The 18,494-nt window shown below is 51.3% G+C and carries 12 protein-coding genes; 8 read left to right on the forward strand and 4 right to left on the reverse strand.

Features of this window, described 5'->3' with window-relative positions; genetic code table 11:
- Nucleotides 1-70 precede the first annotated feature (70 nt).
- From I0P70_RS17020 to I0P70_RS17030, 3 genes are all read right to left on the reverse strand, one after another.
- A complete protein-coding gene (locus tag I0P70_RS17020) occupies nt 71-1,132 on the reverse strand; it encodes an ArsO family NAD(P)H-dependent flavin-containing monooxygenase (RefSeq protein WP_196120311.1) in 1,062 nt (353 codons plus the stop codon).
- Between the two features lie 217 nt (nt 1,133-1,349).
- Nucleotides 1,350-4,628 (reverse strand): S41 family peptidase, encoded by a 3,279-nt coding sequence (locus tag I0P70_RS17025; RefSeq protein ID WP_196120313.1) that lies wholly within the window; start codon nt 4,626-4,628, stop codon nt 1,350-1,352.
- 239 nt (nt 4,629-4,867) lie between these two features.
- Nucleotides 4,868-6,178, reverse strand: a complete 1,311-nt coding sequence (locus I0P70_RS17030; RefSeq protein ID WP_196120315.1) for an NCS2 family permease — start codon at nt 6,176-6,178, stop codon at nt 4,868-4,870.
- Between the two features lie 344 nt (nt 6,179-6,522).
- Between I0P70_RS17030 and I0P70_RS17035 the strand changes: the two genes are divergently transcribed.
- The 8 genes from I0P70_RS17035 (at nt 6,523) to I0P70_RS17070 (ending at nt 17,916) form a co-directional block, all read left to right on the forward strand.
- A complete protein-coding gene (locus I0P70_RS17035) occupies nt 6,523-8,991 on the forward strand; it encodes an outer membrane beta-barrel family protein (RefSeq protein WP_196120317.1) in 2,469 nt (822 codons plus the stop codon).
- A gap of 109 nt (nt 8,992-9,100) precedes the next feature.
- A complete protein-coding gene (locus I0P70_RS17040) occupies nt 9,101-9,832 on the forward strand; it encodes a Mut7-C RNAse domain-containing protein (protein WP_196120319.1) in 732 nt (243 codons plus the stop codon).
- 186 nt (nt 9,833-10,018) lie between these two features.
- Nucleotides 10,019-10,297: a hypothetical protein gene (locus tag I0P70_RS17045; protein ID WP_196120321.1), complete on the forward strand. Its 279-nt coding sequence runs from the start codon at nt 10,019-10,021 to the stop codon at nt 10,295-10,297.
- A 489-nt stretch (nt 10,298-10,786) separates the two neighbouring features.
- Nucleotides 10,787-11,779, forward strand: coding sequence for a succinylglutamate desuccinylase/aspartoacylase family protein (locus tag I0P70_RS17050; RefSeq protein ID WP_370583247.1), 993 nt, complete (start codon nt 10,787-10,789; stop codon nt 11,777-11,779).
- Nucleotides 11,780-11,856: 77 nt separating this feature from the next.
- On the forward strand, nt 11,857-14,289 hold the full coding sequence (locus tag I0P70_RS17055; protein WP_196120325.1) for a TonB-dependent receptor: 2,433 nt from the start codon (nt 11,857-11,859) through the stop codon (nt 14,287-14,289).
- 103 nt (nt 14,290-14,392) lie between these two features.
- Nucleotides 14,393-15,109, forward strand: coding sequence for an ABC transporter ATP-binding protein (locus tag I0P70_RS17060; RefSeq protein ID WP_230392267.1), 717 nt, complete (start codon nt 14,393-14,395; stop codon nt 15,107-15,109).
- On the forward strand, nt 15,106-16,530 hold the full coding sequence (locus I0P70_RS17065; protein ID WP_196120327.1) for a DUF3526 domain-containing protein: 1,425 nt from the start codon (nt 15,106-15,108) through the stop codon (nt 16,528-16,530). Before I0P70_RS17060 ends, I0P70_RS17065 begins: the two co-directional genes overlap by 4 nt.
- A 3-nt stretch (nt 16,531-16,533) precedes the next feature.
- Complete coding sequence (locus I0P70_RS17070) at nt 16,534-17,916, forward strand: DUF3526 domain-containing protein (RefSeq protein ID WP_196120329.1); 1,383 nt, start codon at nt 16,534-16,536, stop codon at nt 17,914-17,916.
- A gap of 125 nt (nt 17,917-18,041) precedes the next feature.
- Here I0P70_RS17070 and I0P70_RS17075 read toward each other — a convergent pair whose 3' ends face one another.
- Complete coding sequence (locus tag I0P70_RS17075; RefSeq protein WP_196120331.1) at nt 18,042-18,293, reverse strand: hypothetical protein; 252 nt, start codon at nt 18,291-18,293, stop codon at nt 18,042-18,044.
- Nucleotides 18,294-18,494 lie beyond the last annotated feature (201 nt).

The following is an 18,494-nucleotide window of genomic DNA, read 5'->3' on the forward strand; positions in this document are numbered from 1 at the left end:
GTTGTTGATTATCTGGTTGCCTTTTTATGTTAAATAAGCATCTTTTTTAGTCAGCTATACCTGAAGTGGTCTATACCTGCTCCAGGTGTTTTTGAATTTCCGCAACAGTTTGCCGGGCGCTTCTGCCCACTCCGATGAGGGTGGCGGAGGCGAAGCCGGTCCAGTTGCCATAGCCTACCAGCCATAGCCCCGGCTGTTGTGTTGACCTGGTGCCCTCGACTGCTACACTTCCTTTTTCGTCACGCTGCAACTGCAGGCAGGCGAGGTGGTCCAACGCAAAGCGGTAGCCCGTGCACCAGATCACGGTATCGATCTTCTCTTGTTTACCGTTTGGCCAGATAACTCCCTGCTCGTAGAAGCGCTCGAAAGGACGCATCGTATGCAATGCTCCCCGATCACGGGCTTTTTTCACCGGCGGCACCATCACAATGTTGCCGACATGAAACTGCGAGCTGTTCAACTCCCGACCATGCTGCATGGCATAGTAACGCGCCGACGCCTGGTCAAAGAGCACACGCCCGTCCACATCGTCCGGCAGAAAGGTTACTTCCTCCAGTGTTACCCAGCCTGTATCCGCCACTTCCGATACCTCAGCCAGAATCTGCGCACCAGAGTTACCGCCGCCTACGATCAGCACCCGCTTTCCGGAGAATGGCTCCGGTTTTTTGTAGGCAGCCGAGTGTAACTGCTTTCCTTTGAATTTATCAGCGTCTGGGAAGTCAGGTATAAAAGGCTTCCGGAAGGAACCGGTGGCACTAATGACGGTGCGGGCAAAGTAAGTCTTCTTCTTCGTTTTAATCTCGTAAATGCCATCCTCAAAACAGACATCCTGTACACGTACAGGCCTTTCTACCGGTACTTTATACCTGTTTTCGTACTGCGTCAGATAAGCGATCACCTCGTCGCGGGAAGGGTACTCGTCCTTGCTCTCCGGCATCAACCAGCCAGGCAGGCTGCTGAAGGCAGCCGGGGAGAAGAGGGTGAGAGATTCCCAGTAGTGTCGCCAGGAAGCGCCGGGAGCCTGCTGGTCATCCAGTAAAAGGTAATTGAGATTTGCCCGGTTCAGGTAGTAGGCACAGGCCAGCGCACTTTGTCCACCGCCAATCACGATGGTGTCGTAGATTTTTTGCATGTCAGGTAAGCTGTTGGTGTGGGAAGATACGATAATTGTGCTTTTTCTGTCATTTCGAGCAGAGCGAGAAATCTGGAGTATTGCTCAGGCTTTAGAAATGATCCAGATCTCTCCTAACGTCGAGATGACAGACTTAATCGGTTGCTGCAACAGGTATAGCCCCGGCAAAAAAAACGCCCCGACCAGAGTCGGGGCGTTTCCTATACCTAAGAGTCGCTTATTTCTGAGCGCTTCCCTGCGTTTCTATATCTTTCAGCAGTTCGCGAACGGCTGCCTCCAGTTGCTGGTCTTTGCCTTTGCTTACCAGTTCGTATTCGTTCGCCACTTTCACGTCCGGCTCGGTTTGCAGGTTCTCCAGGTACTGTCCCTGCACATCCTTCACGCCTAGTGGCGGCACACCCCAACGCACCGATCCGTTTTGCAGCATTTCCCAGCCGGCGAAGGTACAGGTGCCCGGTACTGGCATACCAACCAGCTTGCCTAGCTTCAGGTCAGCATAGCTGAAAGCGAAGCAGTGGCCGTCGCTGTAGTTGGCTTCGTTGGCCAGCGCAATACTCGGCTTGGTCCAGCGGAACGAAGGCTCAATACCCATGGAGCGGGTATCGGTGGTGTAGTCTAGGAACTTCTTGCCGCTTAGGAACATGGCCAAGTCTGCTACCAGGTCACCACCGCCGTTGTTGCGGGTGTCTACTACCATACCTTTGCGATTGGCGTATTTGCCCATTACCTCTTCGTACACGGTGCGGTAGCTTGGGTCGTTCATACCCGGTATGTGCACGTAACCCAGTTGTCCGTTGCTCAGGCGATCAACTTCCTCGGCGTTACGGCGCACCCAGCGCTTGTAAAGCAGGGCATTTTCTTCGCCTTGCGAGATAGGCTTCACGGTGATATCTCTTCTGTTTTTGCCATTGGCATCTGTCACAGTAAGTAGGGTGTTCTTGCCTGCTTTGCGGTTCAGGAATTGTGCCAGATCCTTGTCTGGTGTAATGGTTTCGCCATCGATCTTTTCGATGATCATACCTGCCTGCAGGTTCATACCCGCCTTGTTCAGCGGACCACCCACGATCACTTCGTCCAGTTTGATGCCGTTGCCGGTATAGGTCTGGTCGTAGAAGATGCCCAATGAGGCTGTAGCGTCGCCGTTCGGATCATTTTTGCTGTAGCTGGCGCCGGAGTGCGATACGTTCAGCTCGCCCAGCAGTTCGCTCAGCATTTCAGTGAATTCATGGTCGTTGCTGATGTGCGGCAGGTAAGCTTCGTAGTCGGCTTTCAGTTCATCCCATTTGGCACCGTGGTAACCGGCGGTGTAGAAGGTCTGCTTCGTGCGGCGCCACACGTGCTCGAACATAAAGGCACGCTCTGCGGCGGCATCCAGGTTCATCTCACCGTCGATCTTCACGGTTTCCTGCTTCGTGCTGTTACTTGGGTCCAGCTTCACGATCTTACCATCCGACTCCAGGAAAATATTCTTCTGCTCCTTGTCCCATACCATGCTGGCGCGGTTGGCATTGAGGGTCACCAGCATTTTGGTTTCCTTGCTGCGCAGGCTCGTCGACCACAGGTTGTAGCCTTTCTCGAACTTAGCGAGGTAGTAAAGCGTTTCTCCGTCTTTTGACACCAACGCGTCCGACAGGTTGGAAGAGTGCAGCGTCAGTTTCGCTTTGCGGTAGTTCAGGCCTTCCCAATCAATCTGCAGCTCTTCTTTTTTGGCAGACTCGTCTTTTTTAGCTTTCTTTTTATTTTTCTCCTGCTCTTTTTCCTTCTCCTTTTCTTTGGCGGCTTTTTCTTCCTGTTCCTTCAGCAGGGCATAATCTTCTTTGCTGAGTCTGAACTTGTCGAAGGCGTCATGTGTGAAGAACATGGCGTATACGTCGGCCTGTGCGCCACCGCTGTTGGCCTGGCTGCGCATGCCGTCACGGGTGCTGTTCCAGATCATCATCTTGCCGCCCTGCATCCATTTCGGAGCAAAGTCATTGTAGCCGCTTTCGGTCAGGTTGATTTTCTTGCCTTTGCCGTCTGCCGAAATAATGCCTACCTCACCATTAGCGAAGCCGGGCTCAGAGTACTCGAACAGTAGCCATTTGCCATCCGGGCTCCAGGTATAGTACTGGTCGTTGTCGCGCATTGAGAAGAGCTCCTGCGTAGTCAGCAGCGTGCGTACCTGCTTGCTGGCCAGGTTGAGCACTTTCAGGGTCATGCGGTCTTCCAGGAAAGCCACTTCTTTTCCGTCCGGGGAATAAAGTGGGGAGTAGTTCTCCTTGTCGTTTTCGATCAGTGGCGTTTCCTTTAGCAGGGTAGAGGCATAGAAGTAAGGCTCCTCCTCGCGTACGATATCCGTCTTGTAGATCTTCCAGCTCTTGCCGCGCTCGCTGGCGTAAAGCAGGGACTTACCGTCAGGGGAGAAGCTTACGCTGCGCTCCTGCTCCGGCGTGTTGGTGATGCGCTTGGTCACAGAACCCTCCACGGCGCTCACAAACACCTCTCCACGGTAAATGAAGGCAACCTCTTTGCCGTTAGGTGACACTGCCAGATCACGTATGCCATTGCCCACCGAAAGGATGCTCTCGTTATTACTCTTGGCATCTGTCGCGATACGAACGCTCACTTTCTGTGCCTGACCGTTCGGTTTGCGGGTATAGAGTTCGCCGTTCTGGCTGAAGGAAAGCGTACCGTCCTTGGCAGCGGTCAGGAAGCGAACCGGATGCTTCTCAAACTTGGTCACCTGCTCTGGTTTGGCAGGGCCCTTGGCAGCCATACTGTACACGTTGAAGGTACCGTTAGCCTCGCTCAGGAAGTAGATGGTTTTGTCATTATCCGCAAAAACCGGGTTGCGGTCCTCGCCTTCGTAGGTTGTCAGCTTGGTGTGCTTGCCGGATTTGGTGTCGTAGGACCAGATATCACGTGCTACAGAGGATACGTGGTGTTTGCGCCAGGTATTCTCGCCGCCTTTTCTGTCGTGGTAGAGCATGGTACTGCCATCGCGACTCAGCTTCACGTCCTCGGCTGGCGTGGTAAGTACCTGCTGCACGCGACCACCCGCAACGGCCACCTGGTACAGCTCCGAATGATAAGCGGTTGGGTACTGGCGGTTGCTGGCTGCGTCGAGGCGGCTGGAGCCGAAGTATACCGTTTTGTTGTCGTGGCTGAACTCGTAGGGGAATTCGTTTGCTGAGTGGTAGGTAATGCGCTGGGCTGTACCACCAGTGGCCGGCATCACAAAGATGTCGAAATTGCCGTAGCGGTCGCTGGCGAAGGCGATGGACTTGCCATCGTGGCTCCACACTGGCATGTAGTCATGCGCCTCGTGCAGGGTGAGTGGAACGGCTGTGCCACCCGCTGCCGGGACAGTATAAAGGTCACCTTTGTACGTGAAAACGATGGTTTTGCCATCAGGGGAAATAGCCGGGTAGCGCATCCAGGAAGGTGCGTCTTGCGCAGCAACTGAAAGCGCCGATCCGGCGGCCAGCAGTGCTGCTAAAGCATACTTTTTGATCATAGGGTTCGGATTGAAAGCCCCTAAGTTAAGGAAGATGTTGGAAAGATGATAAGTTTTTGAGGGGAGCGATGTTATACCTTTAGTTGGGGAAGCGGGATATCGGAACCGGATTATCATCTCACCTCAGCCCTCAATTTGTGTCAGGACAAATAACGAGGTGCTACCAGCCAAAGCAAACAATGAAACAATAAAGTTTGCCATACCTAAAAGTCCCGGTTACCCTAGTAAAATAAATTCCTCTAATGTGACTGCATCACGAGCGCCAGCACACTAAATGCGACAATCACCCACAGCGTAGGCGATATGGTTCTGGCGTTTCCGGTGGCAACTTTGAGTACAGCCCAGCTCAGAAAGCCCCAGATGATACCCTGTGAAATAGAGTAGGTAAAGGGGATCAGCACCATGGCCAGAAAGGCAGGTATGGCTTCATCCATTTTCAGCCAGTTGATTTTGACAACCGGCCTTACCATAAAGGCACCAACCAAAACCAGGGCAGGAGCAGTCGCGATGGCCGGAATCATGGAGAGGAGCGGAGCCAGAAAGAGGAAAGGTAAAAACAACAAACCTCCTACCACCGCAGTCAATCCGGATCGGCCGCCGGCCTCGATTCCTACAGCTGACTCTACATAAGCTGTGCCGGGGCTGGAGCCAAGCAAACCTGCAATGGTAGTAGACATGGCATCGGCTGTTAGAGAACGGGCTACATTGCGTGGCTCCCCGTGCTCATCTGTTAGGTTGGCGGCTTCGGCCAGACCTACAAAGGTGGAAAGGCTATCGAACAAATCAGTGAAGACGAAAGCGAAGATCACTGGAAAAACAGCAAACTGCAGCGAATTGATCAGATCCAATTGTAGGACCAAACTGAAGTCAGGCGTAGAAAAGAGTCCCTGCCAGCTGATAACCGGATCAGCCTCCATGGCCCACCAGCGGCCCAGCGGATATGCTGCCAAAGTAGTGAGCACGATGCCAATCAGGATGGCTCCCGTTACGTTGCGCGTGATCAGGATCGCCATCAGAAACAAGCCACCCAGAAAAGTAAGGACTGACGGCGAGAGCGGACCCAAACCAACCGTGGTAGCCGGATTGGAAACAATGAAGCCGGCATTGGCAAACCCGATCAGGGTAATGAACAGTCCTATACCTGCGGCAATGGCATAGCGCAAAGGGCGGGGGATGGCCTTGACAATCAGGGTGCGCACATTGAATATAGAGAGCAGCAGGAAGATAATACCCGACCAGAAAACAGCTCCCAAAGCCACCTGCCACGTGATGCCCATGCCCATCACAGCAGAAAAAGTGAAGAAAGCGTTCAGCCCCATGCCTGGCGCCACAATAATCGGATTTCGGGCATAGATACCCATCATCACGCTGCTGAAGAAAGACACCAAAACCGTCGCCGTCAGTGCCCCCGAAAAAGGCATTCCCGCCTGGCTCAGGATCGATGGGTTTACAACGACAATATAAGCAGTGGCCAGAAAAGAGGTCAGGCCGGCGAGTACCTCAGTCCTAACGTTTGTGTTGTTTTTCTTCAGTTCAAAGTATGACTCCATGCCTGTGATTAGGGTTGAAGATGGATGGGAGTATAATATTAGGCAATTTATACGGAGATGCCCCAAAAACTTATCGATGTTATTTCAGTGATCAGCGCTGTATCACCCTCCCGTGATTTTTTACCTGCCTGTAAGCAACCCTTCGCCTGCTGCACTTCTCTATTGCTTTAAACATACCTGCTCTGATTGTCCATTTTAAAACACAAGTGTTCATTATCAGACACTTGGATAGAGCATTTATTCAAAAAATATAGCGTAACGGGCTGGAATAAAGCCTTTTAGGATGTTGGCATGCAATTAGAATAAACACAATTAAACTATGAAAAATATTTAATCCTGTCCACATGAAAAATCCTCTATCTCTCCAGTCCAAACTTAATGGCAAGGTGCTGTTGCTGATGCCATTGTTATGCTTCATTTTCACAGCTGCCTCGGCACAGCAGGCTACCATATCAGGCAAAGTGCTGGAAACAGCTGACAAGCCGATGGGCTACGCCAACGTGCTCCTGCTCCATGCAACAGACTCCTCTCTCGTTAAAGGGACACTCTCTGACGAAAGCGGTGCTTTCCTGTTCGAAGGTATAGCCGTTGGCAGGTATAAGGTCGTGGCGAGTATGGTAGGCTTCGGTAAGTCGGAGCCCGTGGAAGCGAATGTAAGCTCTGAAGCAGAGGCGCTGAAACTGAATCCGATTATGATGAGCCAGTCTGCCACGGCGCTGAAGGAAGTCGTGATCGAAGCACAGAAACCGCTGCTCGAGCAGCACCTCGACAAAACGGTGTTGAATGTGGAGAACAGCATTGTTTCAGCTGGTAACACAGCCCTGGAAGTACTGGAGAAGGCACCGGGCGTGGTGATCGACCAGAATGACAACATCAGCATGCGCGGGCGCCAGGGTGTGATCGTGATGGTGGACGGAAAGCAGGTGCCAATGTCGGGTGCTGAACTGGCTAACATGCTGCGCGGCATGTCAGCCAGCAGCGTGGAGAAGATCGAGCTCATCACTAACCCATCGGCGAAATATGATGCGGCCGGCAACTCTGGCATCATCGACATCCGCCTGAAGCGTGACAAGAGCCTGGGCACCAACGGAACATTCAACGCGTCCTACGGACAGGGCCGCTTCGCCAAGTCAAACCAGGGAGTGCAACTGAACCATCGCACGAAGAAGTTCAACCTCTTCGGCAGCTATAATTATGTGTTGCGCAAAGATTTCAATGACCTGGATATCTACCGCCGCTTCCTGGACGAGAACGGCAGCTTTATCGGTGCTTATGATCAGCAGAACAGGTTTGACTTTACGCTGAACAATCACACCGGCAGAGTAGGAGCTGATTACTTTTTGTCTCCTAAAACAGTGTTGGGCGTAATTGCCAGTGGATTCGTGTCGGACTTAGACCGCGGAACAAACAACCGCTCCAGTGTGATCAATGCAGCGGGCGTGCCCGAATCGTCTTTTATCACCACTGCCGATGTAGAGCATGGACGCCGCAACCAGGCCTATAATTTCAACCTGAAGCACACGATCGACAGTGTAGGTCGTGAGATCACGGCCGATGTGGATTATATCGCGTACCGCAACACGGATGTGCAGAACTTCATTACCAACTATTATAACCTGAGCAATGAGCAGATCCGCAGCCCCTACCTGCTGTACGGTACCCTGGACGGTGAGCTGACCATCAAATCAGCACGCGCAGACTACCGCCAGCCACTGGCTGCGATCGGGGGCAATTTTGAGGCTGGTGTGAAGAGTAGTCTCGTGACAGCCGACAACAACCTGGCCTTTTTTGATCGCAGTAATGGTGGCAATGTGCCGGATACCGACAAGAGTAACCACTTCCTGTATGACGAGAACATCAACGCGGCATACGTCAATGCAAATAAGAAATGGGCGAAGGCTGGTTTGCAGCTGGGGCTCCGTCTCGAAAACACGATTGCCAAGGGCAGACAAGTTGTAGGTGATGATGGCTTTAAGCGCAACTATACCCAGCTGTTTCCGAGTGCGGCAGTTAACTATAGCCTGAGCAAGAAGCATGACCTGGGGATGTCTGTGAGTCGCCGCATCAACCGGCCTTCTTACAACCAGCTCAACCCCTTCAAGAACTTCCTGGACCCAAGCACTTACGCAGCGGGAAATCCTTCCCTGAAGCCGGAGCTTTCCTACTCCTTCGAACTGACCCATACCTTTGATCAGCGTTTCATCACCAAACTGAGTTACAGCCACACCACCGATGTGATGGTGAACGTGCTCTCGCCAGACCCGAATGCTGAGAAGCTGGTGGTGCAAACCTTCCGCAACCTGGCTACGCTCGACTACTACGGCCTGACCTTGACTGCGCCTTTCTCGATCGGGAACTGGTTCAACAGTGTGAATAACGGCACATTCTACTATGGTCACTACAAAGGTTTTTTGGCTGGAACAGACCTGAGCAACGGTCGTCCTACTTTCAACTTCAACTCAAACAACACCATCAAACTGCCTAACAACTGGTCAGCCGAATTGGTGGGTGTTTACCGCAGCCGCGAAGTGTATGGCTTCCTGGAAGTAGACCCGATCTGGTTTATGTCGGCGGGTGTGCAGAAGCAGTTCTGGGACAGAAAGGCCAGCGTGAAACTTAATGTGTCAGACATATTCTTTACCAACAAAGCCAACGGCTATACCGCCCTGGCCCGCTATGAAGAGAACTTCTACCAGCGCCGCGACACGCAGGTAGCCACCCTGAGCTTTAACTACCGCTTTGGTCAGGCGCAGTCTGGTCCGTCTCGCCGCCGCACCGGCAGTGCCGAAGAAGAAACGCGCAGAGCAAACTAAGTAATTGTGAAAGAGTAAAGACTGGTTTTTGTTAATTGTTAAACCGCCCGGGCCTTGTCCGGGCGGTTTTGCTTTAGGGTGCGTATACCTGGGTTATACCTGTTGCGCCATGTCCCAGACTGCCTTTTTCAAGTTTCACGGCTCTTTGAACGACTTTTTGCGCCCACGTCAACGCAACACGAGCATCCGCTATACCTATGCTGTGCACCAGACGGTGAAGGATGTGATCGAGGCCATCGGTGTGCCCCATGTAGAGGTGCGGGAGGTGCTGGTGAATGGAGCGAAAGCAGCATGGACTCAGCGACTTCAGGAGAATGATCAGGTGGAGGTATATCCATTTGAGGGAGGGGAGGAAGAGCTTCTGGCAGATAAAGGAGAACGACGTTTCGTGCTGGATGTGCACTTGGGCACGCTGGCCCGATCGCTGCGCATGCTGGGCTTCGACACGGTATACCGGAACGACCTGCACGACACAGAGCTGGTGCAGCTGGCCGATGAATCGCAACGCATTCTGCTCACGCGGGATGTGAACCTGCTCAAGCACAAGGATATACCTGCAGGCTACTGGCTGCGCTCGCAGCACACAGAGGAGCAGCTAAAAGAGGTAGTCATCAGGTACAAACTGCATGACCAGCTCCGGCCATTTACACGCTGCATGGTTTGTAACGGAAACATTGTGGCAGTGGATAAACAGGAAGTGCTGGAACAGCTGCCACCTAAAACGAAGCAGTACTTTGACGAATTTTACCAATGCCAGCAATGTAAACAAGTATACTGGAAAGGCTCTCACTATGAGCGGATGATGGAGTTGGTCCATAAGATAGAGCGTATGGATGGCTAGCCTGCAGGTTTAAATTTCGTGTATGCCTTCTTTCCAGGATATGAGCTGGACGCGGAAGAATTTAAAATTAATATGGAAAGGTATTGGCAAAATTTTACCTTTGCTTTCCTGACGTAGACAAACCTACAACTCATAGACTACGAGAATTTGTATAGCTTCCGTACCTATATCGCTTTTGTTTTTCTGATGCTGTTCACGCGCGTGATGGTGCCAGACGAGATGGTATTGGCTATGCACTTTCACGATCACACCGAGCATGCGCTTCCTGATGCAGATCAAAAAGTAGATACGAGGCATCAGCACTGCCACGTCGATGAGGTATACAACTCAGATTTCTCTTCTCCAGAGTTTTCATTTGAGTTGATCAAATACAGGGCAGAAGTTTGCTATTTGCAGCCTTATAGCTTCGCCTGGAAGTTTACTTATCCGAACAACACGTACCTGCGGGGGCCACCCATCGCCTAGGCGCTTATCTTCAAACTTTAAGGTTCATTTGTTATACGCTGTGCTGCAGGCATAAAGCTGTGCTCCCATACCTGGGAATAGCAGTTTTCAAATCCTGTGCAACAGCTGCCGTTCTCGCCTTGCCTTTAGTTGAAGGTATAGGTGCGCCGATCAAATGCCAGCATTCATTTGGGATAAGCACCTGGTATAATCCACTACTTCCTGGTTTTAGCTGAACAGACCTTCGCACTGCAAATTCATTGTAGTTCGATTGGGGTATCTGTTTATACCTGCTTTCGTGAGAGTTGGGCAGCGATGTTTGTTAGCATCTACACTGCCTGGCAGGTATAAGCATACCAGCTGTTTGACTGTGCCCTTTAGTAGCGGGTCACCTTCCTTTACTCACCCTTCCTGATCAGTCATTCTTTCCAAATAACATTTCATTTAGATCAAATGAAGAATTCAGTTTTATACCTGTTTATAGTATTCCTATTGTGCACAGCAGTTTCTGTGCAAGCCAAAGTCAAGCCATTTACTTTCGCCGGGCAAGCGATAAAGGCTGGCACAAAGCATTCTGTCTTATTGCCTGTCATTAGCGGGAAAGACAGTACCGTTATACCTGTCACTGTTTTTCATGGCGCCAAAAAAGGTCCGGTGCTAGGTATAACCGCAGGGGTTCACGGACTGGAGTATGCGCCCATCATGGCTGCCCAGCAGTTATCAAAGCACCTCGACCCGGCTAACATGAGCGGCACCGTGATAATGGTGCACATGGCCAATGTACCTGCTTTCCTGGAAAGGTCGCTGATGGTGAACCCCGTGGACGGCAAGAACCTGAACCGCGTTTTTCCGGGCAGACCGGACGGCACCCTGACGGAACACATCGCGCATATTATTTCCAATGAAGTCATTGCCCGCAGCGACTATTTTATTGATGTGCATGCCGGCGATGCCAATAATGACTTGCGCCCATACGCGGGCTACTACAACTACTTCGATATGCCGGAAGTGTCAGAAAAGGCCAGGCAAATGGCAATGGCGCTGGGCTTCGACTTTATCGTGCAGTTTGGCAATGAACAGAGTCTGACGGAAGAAGCTATTTACTGCTCCCGCGAAGCAACCAAACGCAACATTCCTGCCGTGGATATTGAGTGCGGCCGCATGGGTATAGTAGAGGAAAAGCCGGTTCTGCAGATACAGGAGGCTTTGCTCAGCCTGATGCGCCACCTGCAGATACTGGAAGGGAAACCTAACACGGTACAGAACCCAGTTATGGTGGCGCAACGCACTACAGTCAGCAGTCAGCACGAAGGCTTTTTCTACAGCGACCTCACCAGCGGCGACTATGTGAAGAAAGGCATGAAACTCGGTTACATCACCGATTTATTCGGTAATCACCTTGCCGATGTAACCTGCCCAACGGATGGAGTTATTCTCTACAAAACATTCAACCCGCCCATTAAGAAAGGGGACGGCCTGTTCAACATTGGGCATATCAACTAATTCTTAGGCAAAAAAAATGTAGCAGCCAACAGCTGAGTTTCAGTTGGCATGGCACCTCACTAGCATCAAAGACTTTTATGAAAAGACATGTAAGTATATTGTTCCTGTTCCTCTTCCAGTTCGCAGCAGTAGCCCAAAACACAGGTTCCATCAACGGAAATGTAACAGATGGAAACGGAAAGGGGATTGAAAGCATCACCATTCTGCTAAAGGAAAGTAACCAGGTGGCTATTACACAGCCCAATGGAAGTTTCGTTCTCAACGATTTGAGCTTGGGAGAATTTACTGTTATCGCCAGAGGCCTGGGCTACAAAGAAGTAGTTCGGCAGGTGGTATTACAGAAGGAAGCCCCTTATGCTCACATTGACTTTCAACTCAAAACTATCTCCAATGCCCTGCAGGAGGTGGAGGTACTGGGTCGCAAAGAAACCACTTACAAAAGTGAGTACAGCTTTATCGGGACCAAAACATCCAGCCTGGTCATCGATGTGCCGCAGTCCATTTCTTCAGTTACAAAAGAGTTGATGGACGACCAGCAGGCTTTCACACTCAACGATGTGGTGCAGAATGTGGCGGGTGTAAACCAGTACTCAGGTTACGATGACCTGACCGTACGCGGCTTCCGCAATGGCTACGAAAGCGGCTTCCGACTCGTGAATGGCCTGCGCTCCGGGTATAGCTACGGCAACGGATTTTTTCGGGTACCGCTTGTAACCAACCTGGAGCGGGTGGAGGTGCTCAAAGGCCCGGGTGCGGCTCTGTTTGGCGACATCAATCCGGGAGGAACCGTGAACATGGTGACGAAGAAACCGCTGGAAGAAGAGCGCAAAGCTGTGAGTTTCTCTGTCGGGAGTTTCCAGACCATGCGTACCGCGCTGGACTTTACGGGTCCGCTGAACGAAGACAAAACGTTGCTCTACCGTATGAACATCGGCTTTGAAGATACCAAAACGTTTCGGGACGTGAACGACCGCAAATCCCTGATGATTGCGCCTACAGTGACCTTCCGTCCGACTGCCAATACGACCCTGAATGCGGAGGTGGTTTACAGCAACTTCAACGGCTACCTGGACCGCGGCCTACCTATACAAGGCGGGGACCTGTTTGCGTTGCCTTTCTCTTTTGCCGTCAACCAGCCCAACGACCACTTCAAGGTAACGGATCTGTCGCTGAACGCCTCGCTCAACCACAAAATAAATGATGGGCTGTCCTTCAACATGGCTTACATGAAGTTTGCTTACTCTGAAGACATTCGGGAGCACCGTACCCTGAATACCTTTGCTGATGCACCGCAGAACACGGTAATGAACATCCGCTACTTCGAGCGCCTGGCCAAAGAGTATACTGATAACCTCTCAGCTTACTTCTCACTGACCCGTAACACAGGTAGCATCAACCATAAAATAGTGCTGGGAGCCGATTATGTGAAATTTGATACCGACAGGAACAGCACCATGTTCGAAGCGCGGCAACAGCTGGTGAATGGCGCGGCCATACCCTTGACTTTCGACCTGAAGAACCCGGTGTACGAAGTGAAGAACTCCAGCAATTACATTCGTCGTCCGCTGCCGCAGTTCTTTATCGACTACCTCAATAACGTGTTTCATACCACGGGGCTTTACGTGCAGGACCAGGTGGAGCTGACAGACCGTTTGGGGCTGTTGGTAGGACTACGCTACGAGATGTTCCGTGACAGACGCGACTATGGCGACGGGGAAGAGAACATAGAGCAAAATGTGCTGCTGCCACGAGCCGGCCTTACCTATTCGCTACACAATAACCTGAACTTCTTTGCCAGTTATAGCCAGGGGTTCCGACCTATTGGTCCGCAGTACATCAAGTATCCGGAGCGCTACGGACGAAGCGAGCCCTTCCGAAACGAAACTAGTTACCAGGTGGAGACAGGCCTGAAAGGAGAGTTCTTCCAAAAAGCGCTGTTTGCCACGCTCTCACTGTATCAGGTAGAGAAGCGCAATACATTGGTGAACACCTTTCAGTTGACAGAAGAGGGGAATCCGATTTACAGGCAAAACGGCAAAACACTGTCACAAGGGGCAGAGCTAGAACTAACGGGTAACATTACACCAAACTTCAACCTGAATGCCAACTATGCCTATAACCACACCGAAGTGCAGGGCGCTGACCTGAGTGCAGAGAACGGCATGATGGCTCCCAATGCACCAAGACACTCGGCAGGGTTGTGGGCCAAGTATAATTTTGCCAACTCCGCCTTAAGAGGAATTGGTATAGCGGTGGGCGGTAACTACATGGATAGCCGACGCATGGAAGTGCAGGTAAACCAGGTAAACACCGGCGAACTGATATGGGACTATTGGCCATCTTATGCTGTAGCCAATGCTGCCCTTTTCTACAATGTGAACAAGTTCAAGTTCGCACTCAATCTGAATAACCTGCTCAACGAGCGCTACTTTGTCGGCGGCTATGATTACTTCCGTGCCAGCCCAGGAGCGCCCAGAAATTACATGGCTACAATCGGCTATACCTTTTAATGGATGGGAGAACATTGTCGTCAGAAGCATTATGCATCCCGAGAGTTAAGAAAGATTATTGAAGCAACATATCAAAAGACATCAACCATCATCATCTAAGAATATGGAATACATATTAGAAGCGAAGCAACTCAGGAAAGAGTACCAGGATAAAGTGGCGCTCAAAGGCCTGGACCTCCAGATAAGTGCCGGCGAAATTTTCTGTCTGTTGGGGCAGAACGGCGCGGGCAAATCTACGACCATCAACCTGTTCTTGGGCTTTATACAGCCCTCTTCTGGTGCCGCTTACATCAACGGATACGAGGTGGCCAGCAACGTGACGCAGGTAAAAGAATACCTGGCTTATATACCCGAGAACGTGATGCTGTACCCTAACCTGACAGGTATGGAGAACCTGGCGCTGTTCAGTAGTCTGGCCGGATTCGACTATTCGAAAGAAGAATTAATGCACTACCTGGTGCAGGCAGGTTTGCCGGCCGATGCTGTCAGCCGCAGGGTAGGCGGCTACTCCAAGGGGATGCGCCAGAAGGTAGGTATAGCCATTGCGGTAGCCAAGCATGCCAAGGTACTCCTGCTCGACGAACCGACTTCCGGCCTCGACCCGAAAGCCAGCAACGAGTTTTCGGAGCTGTTGCTGAATCTCAGCCAACAGGGCACCGCCATTTTTATGGCGACGCACGATATTTTCCGGTCTAAGGAAGTGGGCACGCGCATCGGCATTATGCGGGAAGGTGAACTCGTGGATGTGCAGCCTGCTGCCAACCTCAACGCCAACGAACTAGAAAATCTATACCTGAACTACATGCACGTGGCAAGATGATAAAGAGCATAGCAAAGAAAGAATTCATCAGCACCTTGCGAGACCGCCGCTTTATGGCGCTTAGCATCATTGTGCTGTTACTGTTGTTGGCTGCTACCGTCGTAGGGCTGCACAGTTATAACACGCTGCAAGCTGAGCGGGATGCAGCGCAACAAACGGTGAACGACCAGTTTGCCAACTCGGAAGACCGTCACCCGCACCGCATGGCGCATTACGGCTCCTACGCCTTCCGTCCCAAGTCCAGCATCAGCTTCCTGGATTTTGGCATGGACTCCTATACCGGCGCCTCCGTGTTTATGGAGGCACACAAGCAGAACAGCGCCAACTTCAGTCAGGCGCAGCAATCTTCTTCGTTAATTCGCTTCGGTGAGATGACGGTAGCATTCGTGCTGCAAATGCTTATTCCGTTACTTATCATCTTTTTGTGTTTTGGAGCTTTTACCCAAGAGAAGGAAACGGGCACGCTGAAGATACTGCTTAGCCAGGGCGTATCGCTTAGGCAGGTGGCCTGGGCCAAGGTAGCTGGTTACAGCAAAGTGGTAGCGCTCGTGGTGGCACCAGCCATGCTACTCGCCAGTGCGCTTCTGTTCGGTAAAGGCGGGTTTGACTTGAGTGGCGATGTACTGGTGAGGTTGCTGTTGTTCATAGGCTCTTACCTGGTCTACTTTTTTATCTTTATTGTGCTGTCGGTGGTGGTATCGGCTTTGCACCAACGGTCAAGCACGGCACTGGTTATGCTATTGGGCATCTGGATTTTATGCTGCGTTATTATACCGAAGGCATCTGCCAACCTGGGCGCAACACTCTACACGACCCCAACCAAAGCACAAATGGATGCTGATGTGCATGAAGAGGTAGCCAAAGGTATAGACGGCCACGGCAGCGGACAGGACGAGCGTACGGAGGCCCTCAAGCAGGAGTTGTTTAAGAAGTACAAGGTCTCCTCCATTGAAAAGCTGCCTGTTAATTTCGATGGTATACGCATGGCGGCAGGAGAGGAGCACAGCACGCAGGTCTACCAGGAGCACTTCGACGAGCTGACCGACATCTTCCGAAAGCAAAACCGAATTTCAGAATATGCCAGTTTTCTGAACCCCTACCTGGCGGTGCGCCACCTGTCTATGGGGATGGCAGGCGCGGACTTCGATCACTATGTGCACTTCCAAAACGAGGCGGAGCAATACCGTTACAACCTGGCGCAGGGACTCAATAACATACAGACAACCCGACTAAAGTACGGCGACAAAGAAACACGTCTGAGCTCAGATACCTGGAAGGAGTTTCAGCCATTTGTGTATGAAACGCCCCAAGCCGGGTGGGCATTAACAAATCACATCGTGTCTTTTATCGCGCTGTTCATGTGGCTGGCATTGGTCAGCCTGGTGGGTATGCAGCTGATAGACAAAACTAAAATTGCTTAAGCGATGAAGAAATTCTGGATACTGATAAAATTCGAATGGCTCAATTTCAGGGCCGATAAAGGGTTACTTATACTCACTATACTGACCCTTTTTGCAGGCTTGTATGGCATTTACTACGGCACCACGGAAATAAACCGGCAGCAGGAAAACATTGCTGCTTTGGATGTGCTGACGGAGCAGAACATTGAAGAGTTGAAAGCTAAGTACCCCAACGGGACCGATGCTGGCGATATTGGCTATTACCACACCACCTTCGCCGTCAACCACCCGGACTCCTGGGCCAGTCTGTCGCTGGGGCAGCGCGATGTGAACCCGTATTACATCAAACTCCGCCTGCTCAACTTGCAGTCACAGCTCTACGACACCGAGAATATCAACCCCCTCAAAGTCTTGTCAGGCAATTTCGACTTGGCCTTTGTGCTGGTATACCTGTTTCCGCTGCTTATCATAGGCCTGTGCTTCAATATCCTGTCAGTGGAAAAAGAGCAGGGCACGCTGCCTTTGCTGCTCTCGCAACCCATCGGTCTGCCTCTGATTGTCGGTGCCAAGCTGACTTTCCGGATGATGCTGGTTTTGGGGATGGCCTTGTTGCTTTCCGTGGTGGCCATGGTCTGGGGGCAGGTGTCGCCGGATATGCGGGTGGCATTTTGGCTGAGCGTGGTCGTGCTTTACTGCCTTTTCTGGTTTGGTGTGGCTTTCGTGGTGGCAGCCCTGCAGAAGAATTCCGCTTTCAATGCCATAACAATGCTGGGAGTTTGGCTGCTGCTGACCATTATTATACCTGCGCTGCTAAACGTGTACATCGCCGTGAAGCAGCCAATGCCGCAGGCTTTGGAGCTCACCATCAAACAGCGGGAAGTCGTGCACGGCGGCTGGGACAAACCTAAGCGCGAAACCATGGACAAGTTCTTTGCCCTATACCCGCAGTGGACCGACACAACGGAAATTCAGGGACGCTTCGCCTGGCGCTGGTACTATGCCTTTCACCATCTGGGCGATGTGGCCGTGGCGGACTTGGCACTTGACTACCAGGAAGGATTACAGGCGCGCCATCAGCTGGTGGAACAATTGAATGTGTGGTCGGTACCGGTTAACGTGCAGACCATCTTCAATGCCATGGCTGGGTCTGATTTACCATCCTACGTGAGCTTCTTACAAAGCGCCACCCAGTACCACGATTCGCTCCGGGAGTTTTACTATCCCTTTCTGTTCAACCAGGTCAATTTCACAAATGCCGATTATGTGAACGAGCCACGGCACAGCTTTACCAGTTCACCTGATTTTGCGACGGTGCATGCAGGGCTGTATAAGCTCGCGCTGAGTGTGCTGCTGGTTTTTGCGGTAGGTATGCTGTTGTTTAGAAGGATAAAGGCGAGCGTCAAATAATCAAAGCTTTTTCATTACGCACTACTAGTTAAACATGAAATCCCCGCTGTTTTGCAGTGGGGATTTGTTTTTATGGGTTTGGTAGTTTAATTGAATTAGCGGATTTCAAATGCGTTTAGCAGGCTCTACCTTTTTCTGTCAAACCACTTGATCAAGCTCACATACACCACTGCCTGCGGATAAGTGATCAGGAAACCGTACGTGAAACGAGAGGCCCAATCCGCATAAAAGTTGATGCTGTCCTGGGTGGCGATAAAACTGTTGACCAGGCAAAGTGGCGTAGCGACCAGGGCCACAAATCGCAGCGTAGGTTTTAAGTTCTTTATGAAAAAGTAATTACTTAATCTGGGCTTCAACAAAGGCAGCAAATTCTTCATCTCACTCGGTATTATAAATAAGTTACGTACCGCACTTCTAGAGCTGCAGTAGCAATTCGTAGTCGGATCAGGCATACCTTATTTTGACTTAAACTAAGGCAATGCAATTTACAAAAAAACAAGTTGATCAGGCACGTTTTGACTGATAATGAACACCTAACGCCCCGAAACAAAAAGCCCCGCTAAGGATAGCAGGGCTCA

The sequence above is a fragment of the Pontibacter sp. FD36 genome (genome assembly GCF_015686655.1).
GTDB lineage: Bacteria > Bacteroidota > Bacteroidia > Cytophagales > Hymenobacteraceae > Pontibacter.

Excerpts from the sequence above, each read along its gene's own strand:
- I0P70_RS17020 (WP_196120311.1), bottom strand. The coding sequence starts at position 1,132 with ATGCAAAAAATCTACGACACCATCGTGATTGGCGGTGGACAAAGTGCG.
- I0P70_RS17025 (WP_196120313.1), bottom strand. The coding sequence starts at position 4,628 with ATGATCAAAAAGTATGCTTTAGCAGCACTGCTGGCCGCCGGATCGGCG.
- I0P70_RS17030 (WP_196120315.1), bottom strand. The coding sequence starts at position 6,178 with ATGGAGTCATACTTTGAACTGAAGAAAAACAACACAAACGTTAGGACT.
- I0P70_RS17035 (WP_196120317.1), top strand. The coding sequence starts at position 6,523 with ATGAAAAATCCTCTATCTCTCCAGTCCAAACTTAATGGCAAGGTGCTG.
- I0P70_RS17040 (WP_196120319.1), top strand. The coding sequence starts at position 9,101 with ATGTCCCAGACTGCCTTTTTCAAGTTTCACGGCTCTTTGAACGACTTT.
- I0P70_RS17045 (WP_196120321.1), top strand. The coding sequence starts at position 10,019 with ATGCTGTTCACGCGCGTGATGGTGCCAGACGAGATGGTATTGGCTATG.
- I0P70_RS17055 (WP_196120325.1), top strand. The coding sequence starts at position 11,857 with ATGAAAAGACATGTAAGTATATTGTTCCTGTTCCTCTTCCAGTTCGCA.
- I0P70_RS17060 (WP_230392267.1), top strand. The coding sequence starts at position 14,393 with ATGGAATACATATTAGAAGCGAAGCAACTCAGGAAAGAGTACCAGGAT.
- I0P70_RS17065 (WP_196120327.1), top strand. The coding sequence starts at position 15,106 with ATGATAAAGAGCATAGCAAAGAAAGAATTCATCAGCACCTTGCGAGAC.
- I0P70_RS17070 (WP_196120329.1), top strand. The coding sequence starts at position 16,534 with ATGAAGAAATTCTGGATACTGATAAAATTCGAATGGCTCAATTTCAGG.
- I0P70_RS17075 (WP_196120331.1), bottom strand. The coding sequence starts at position 18,293 with ATGAAGAATTTGCTGCCTTTGTTGAAGCCCAGATTAAGTAATTACTTT.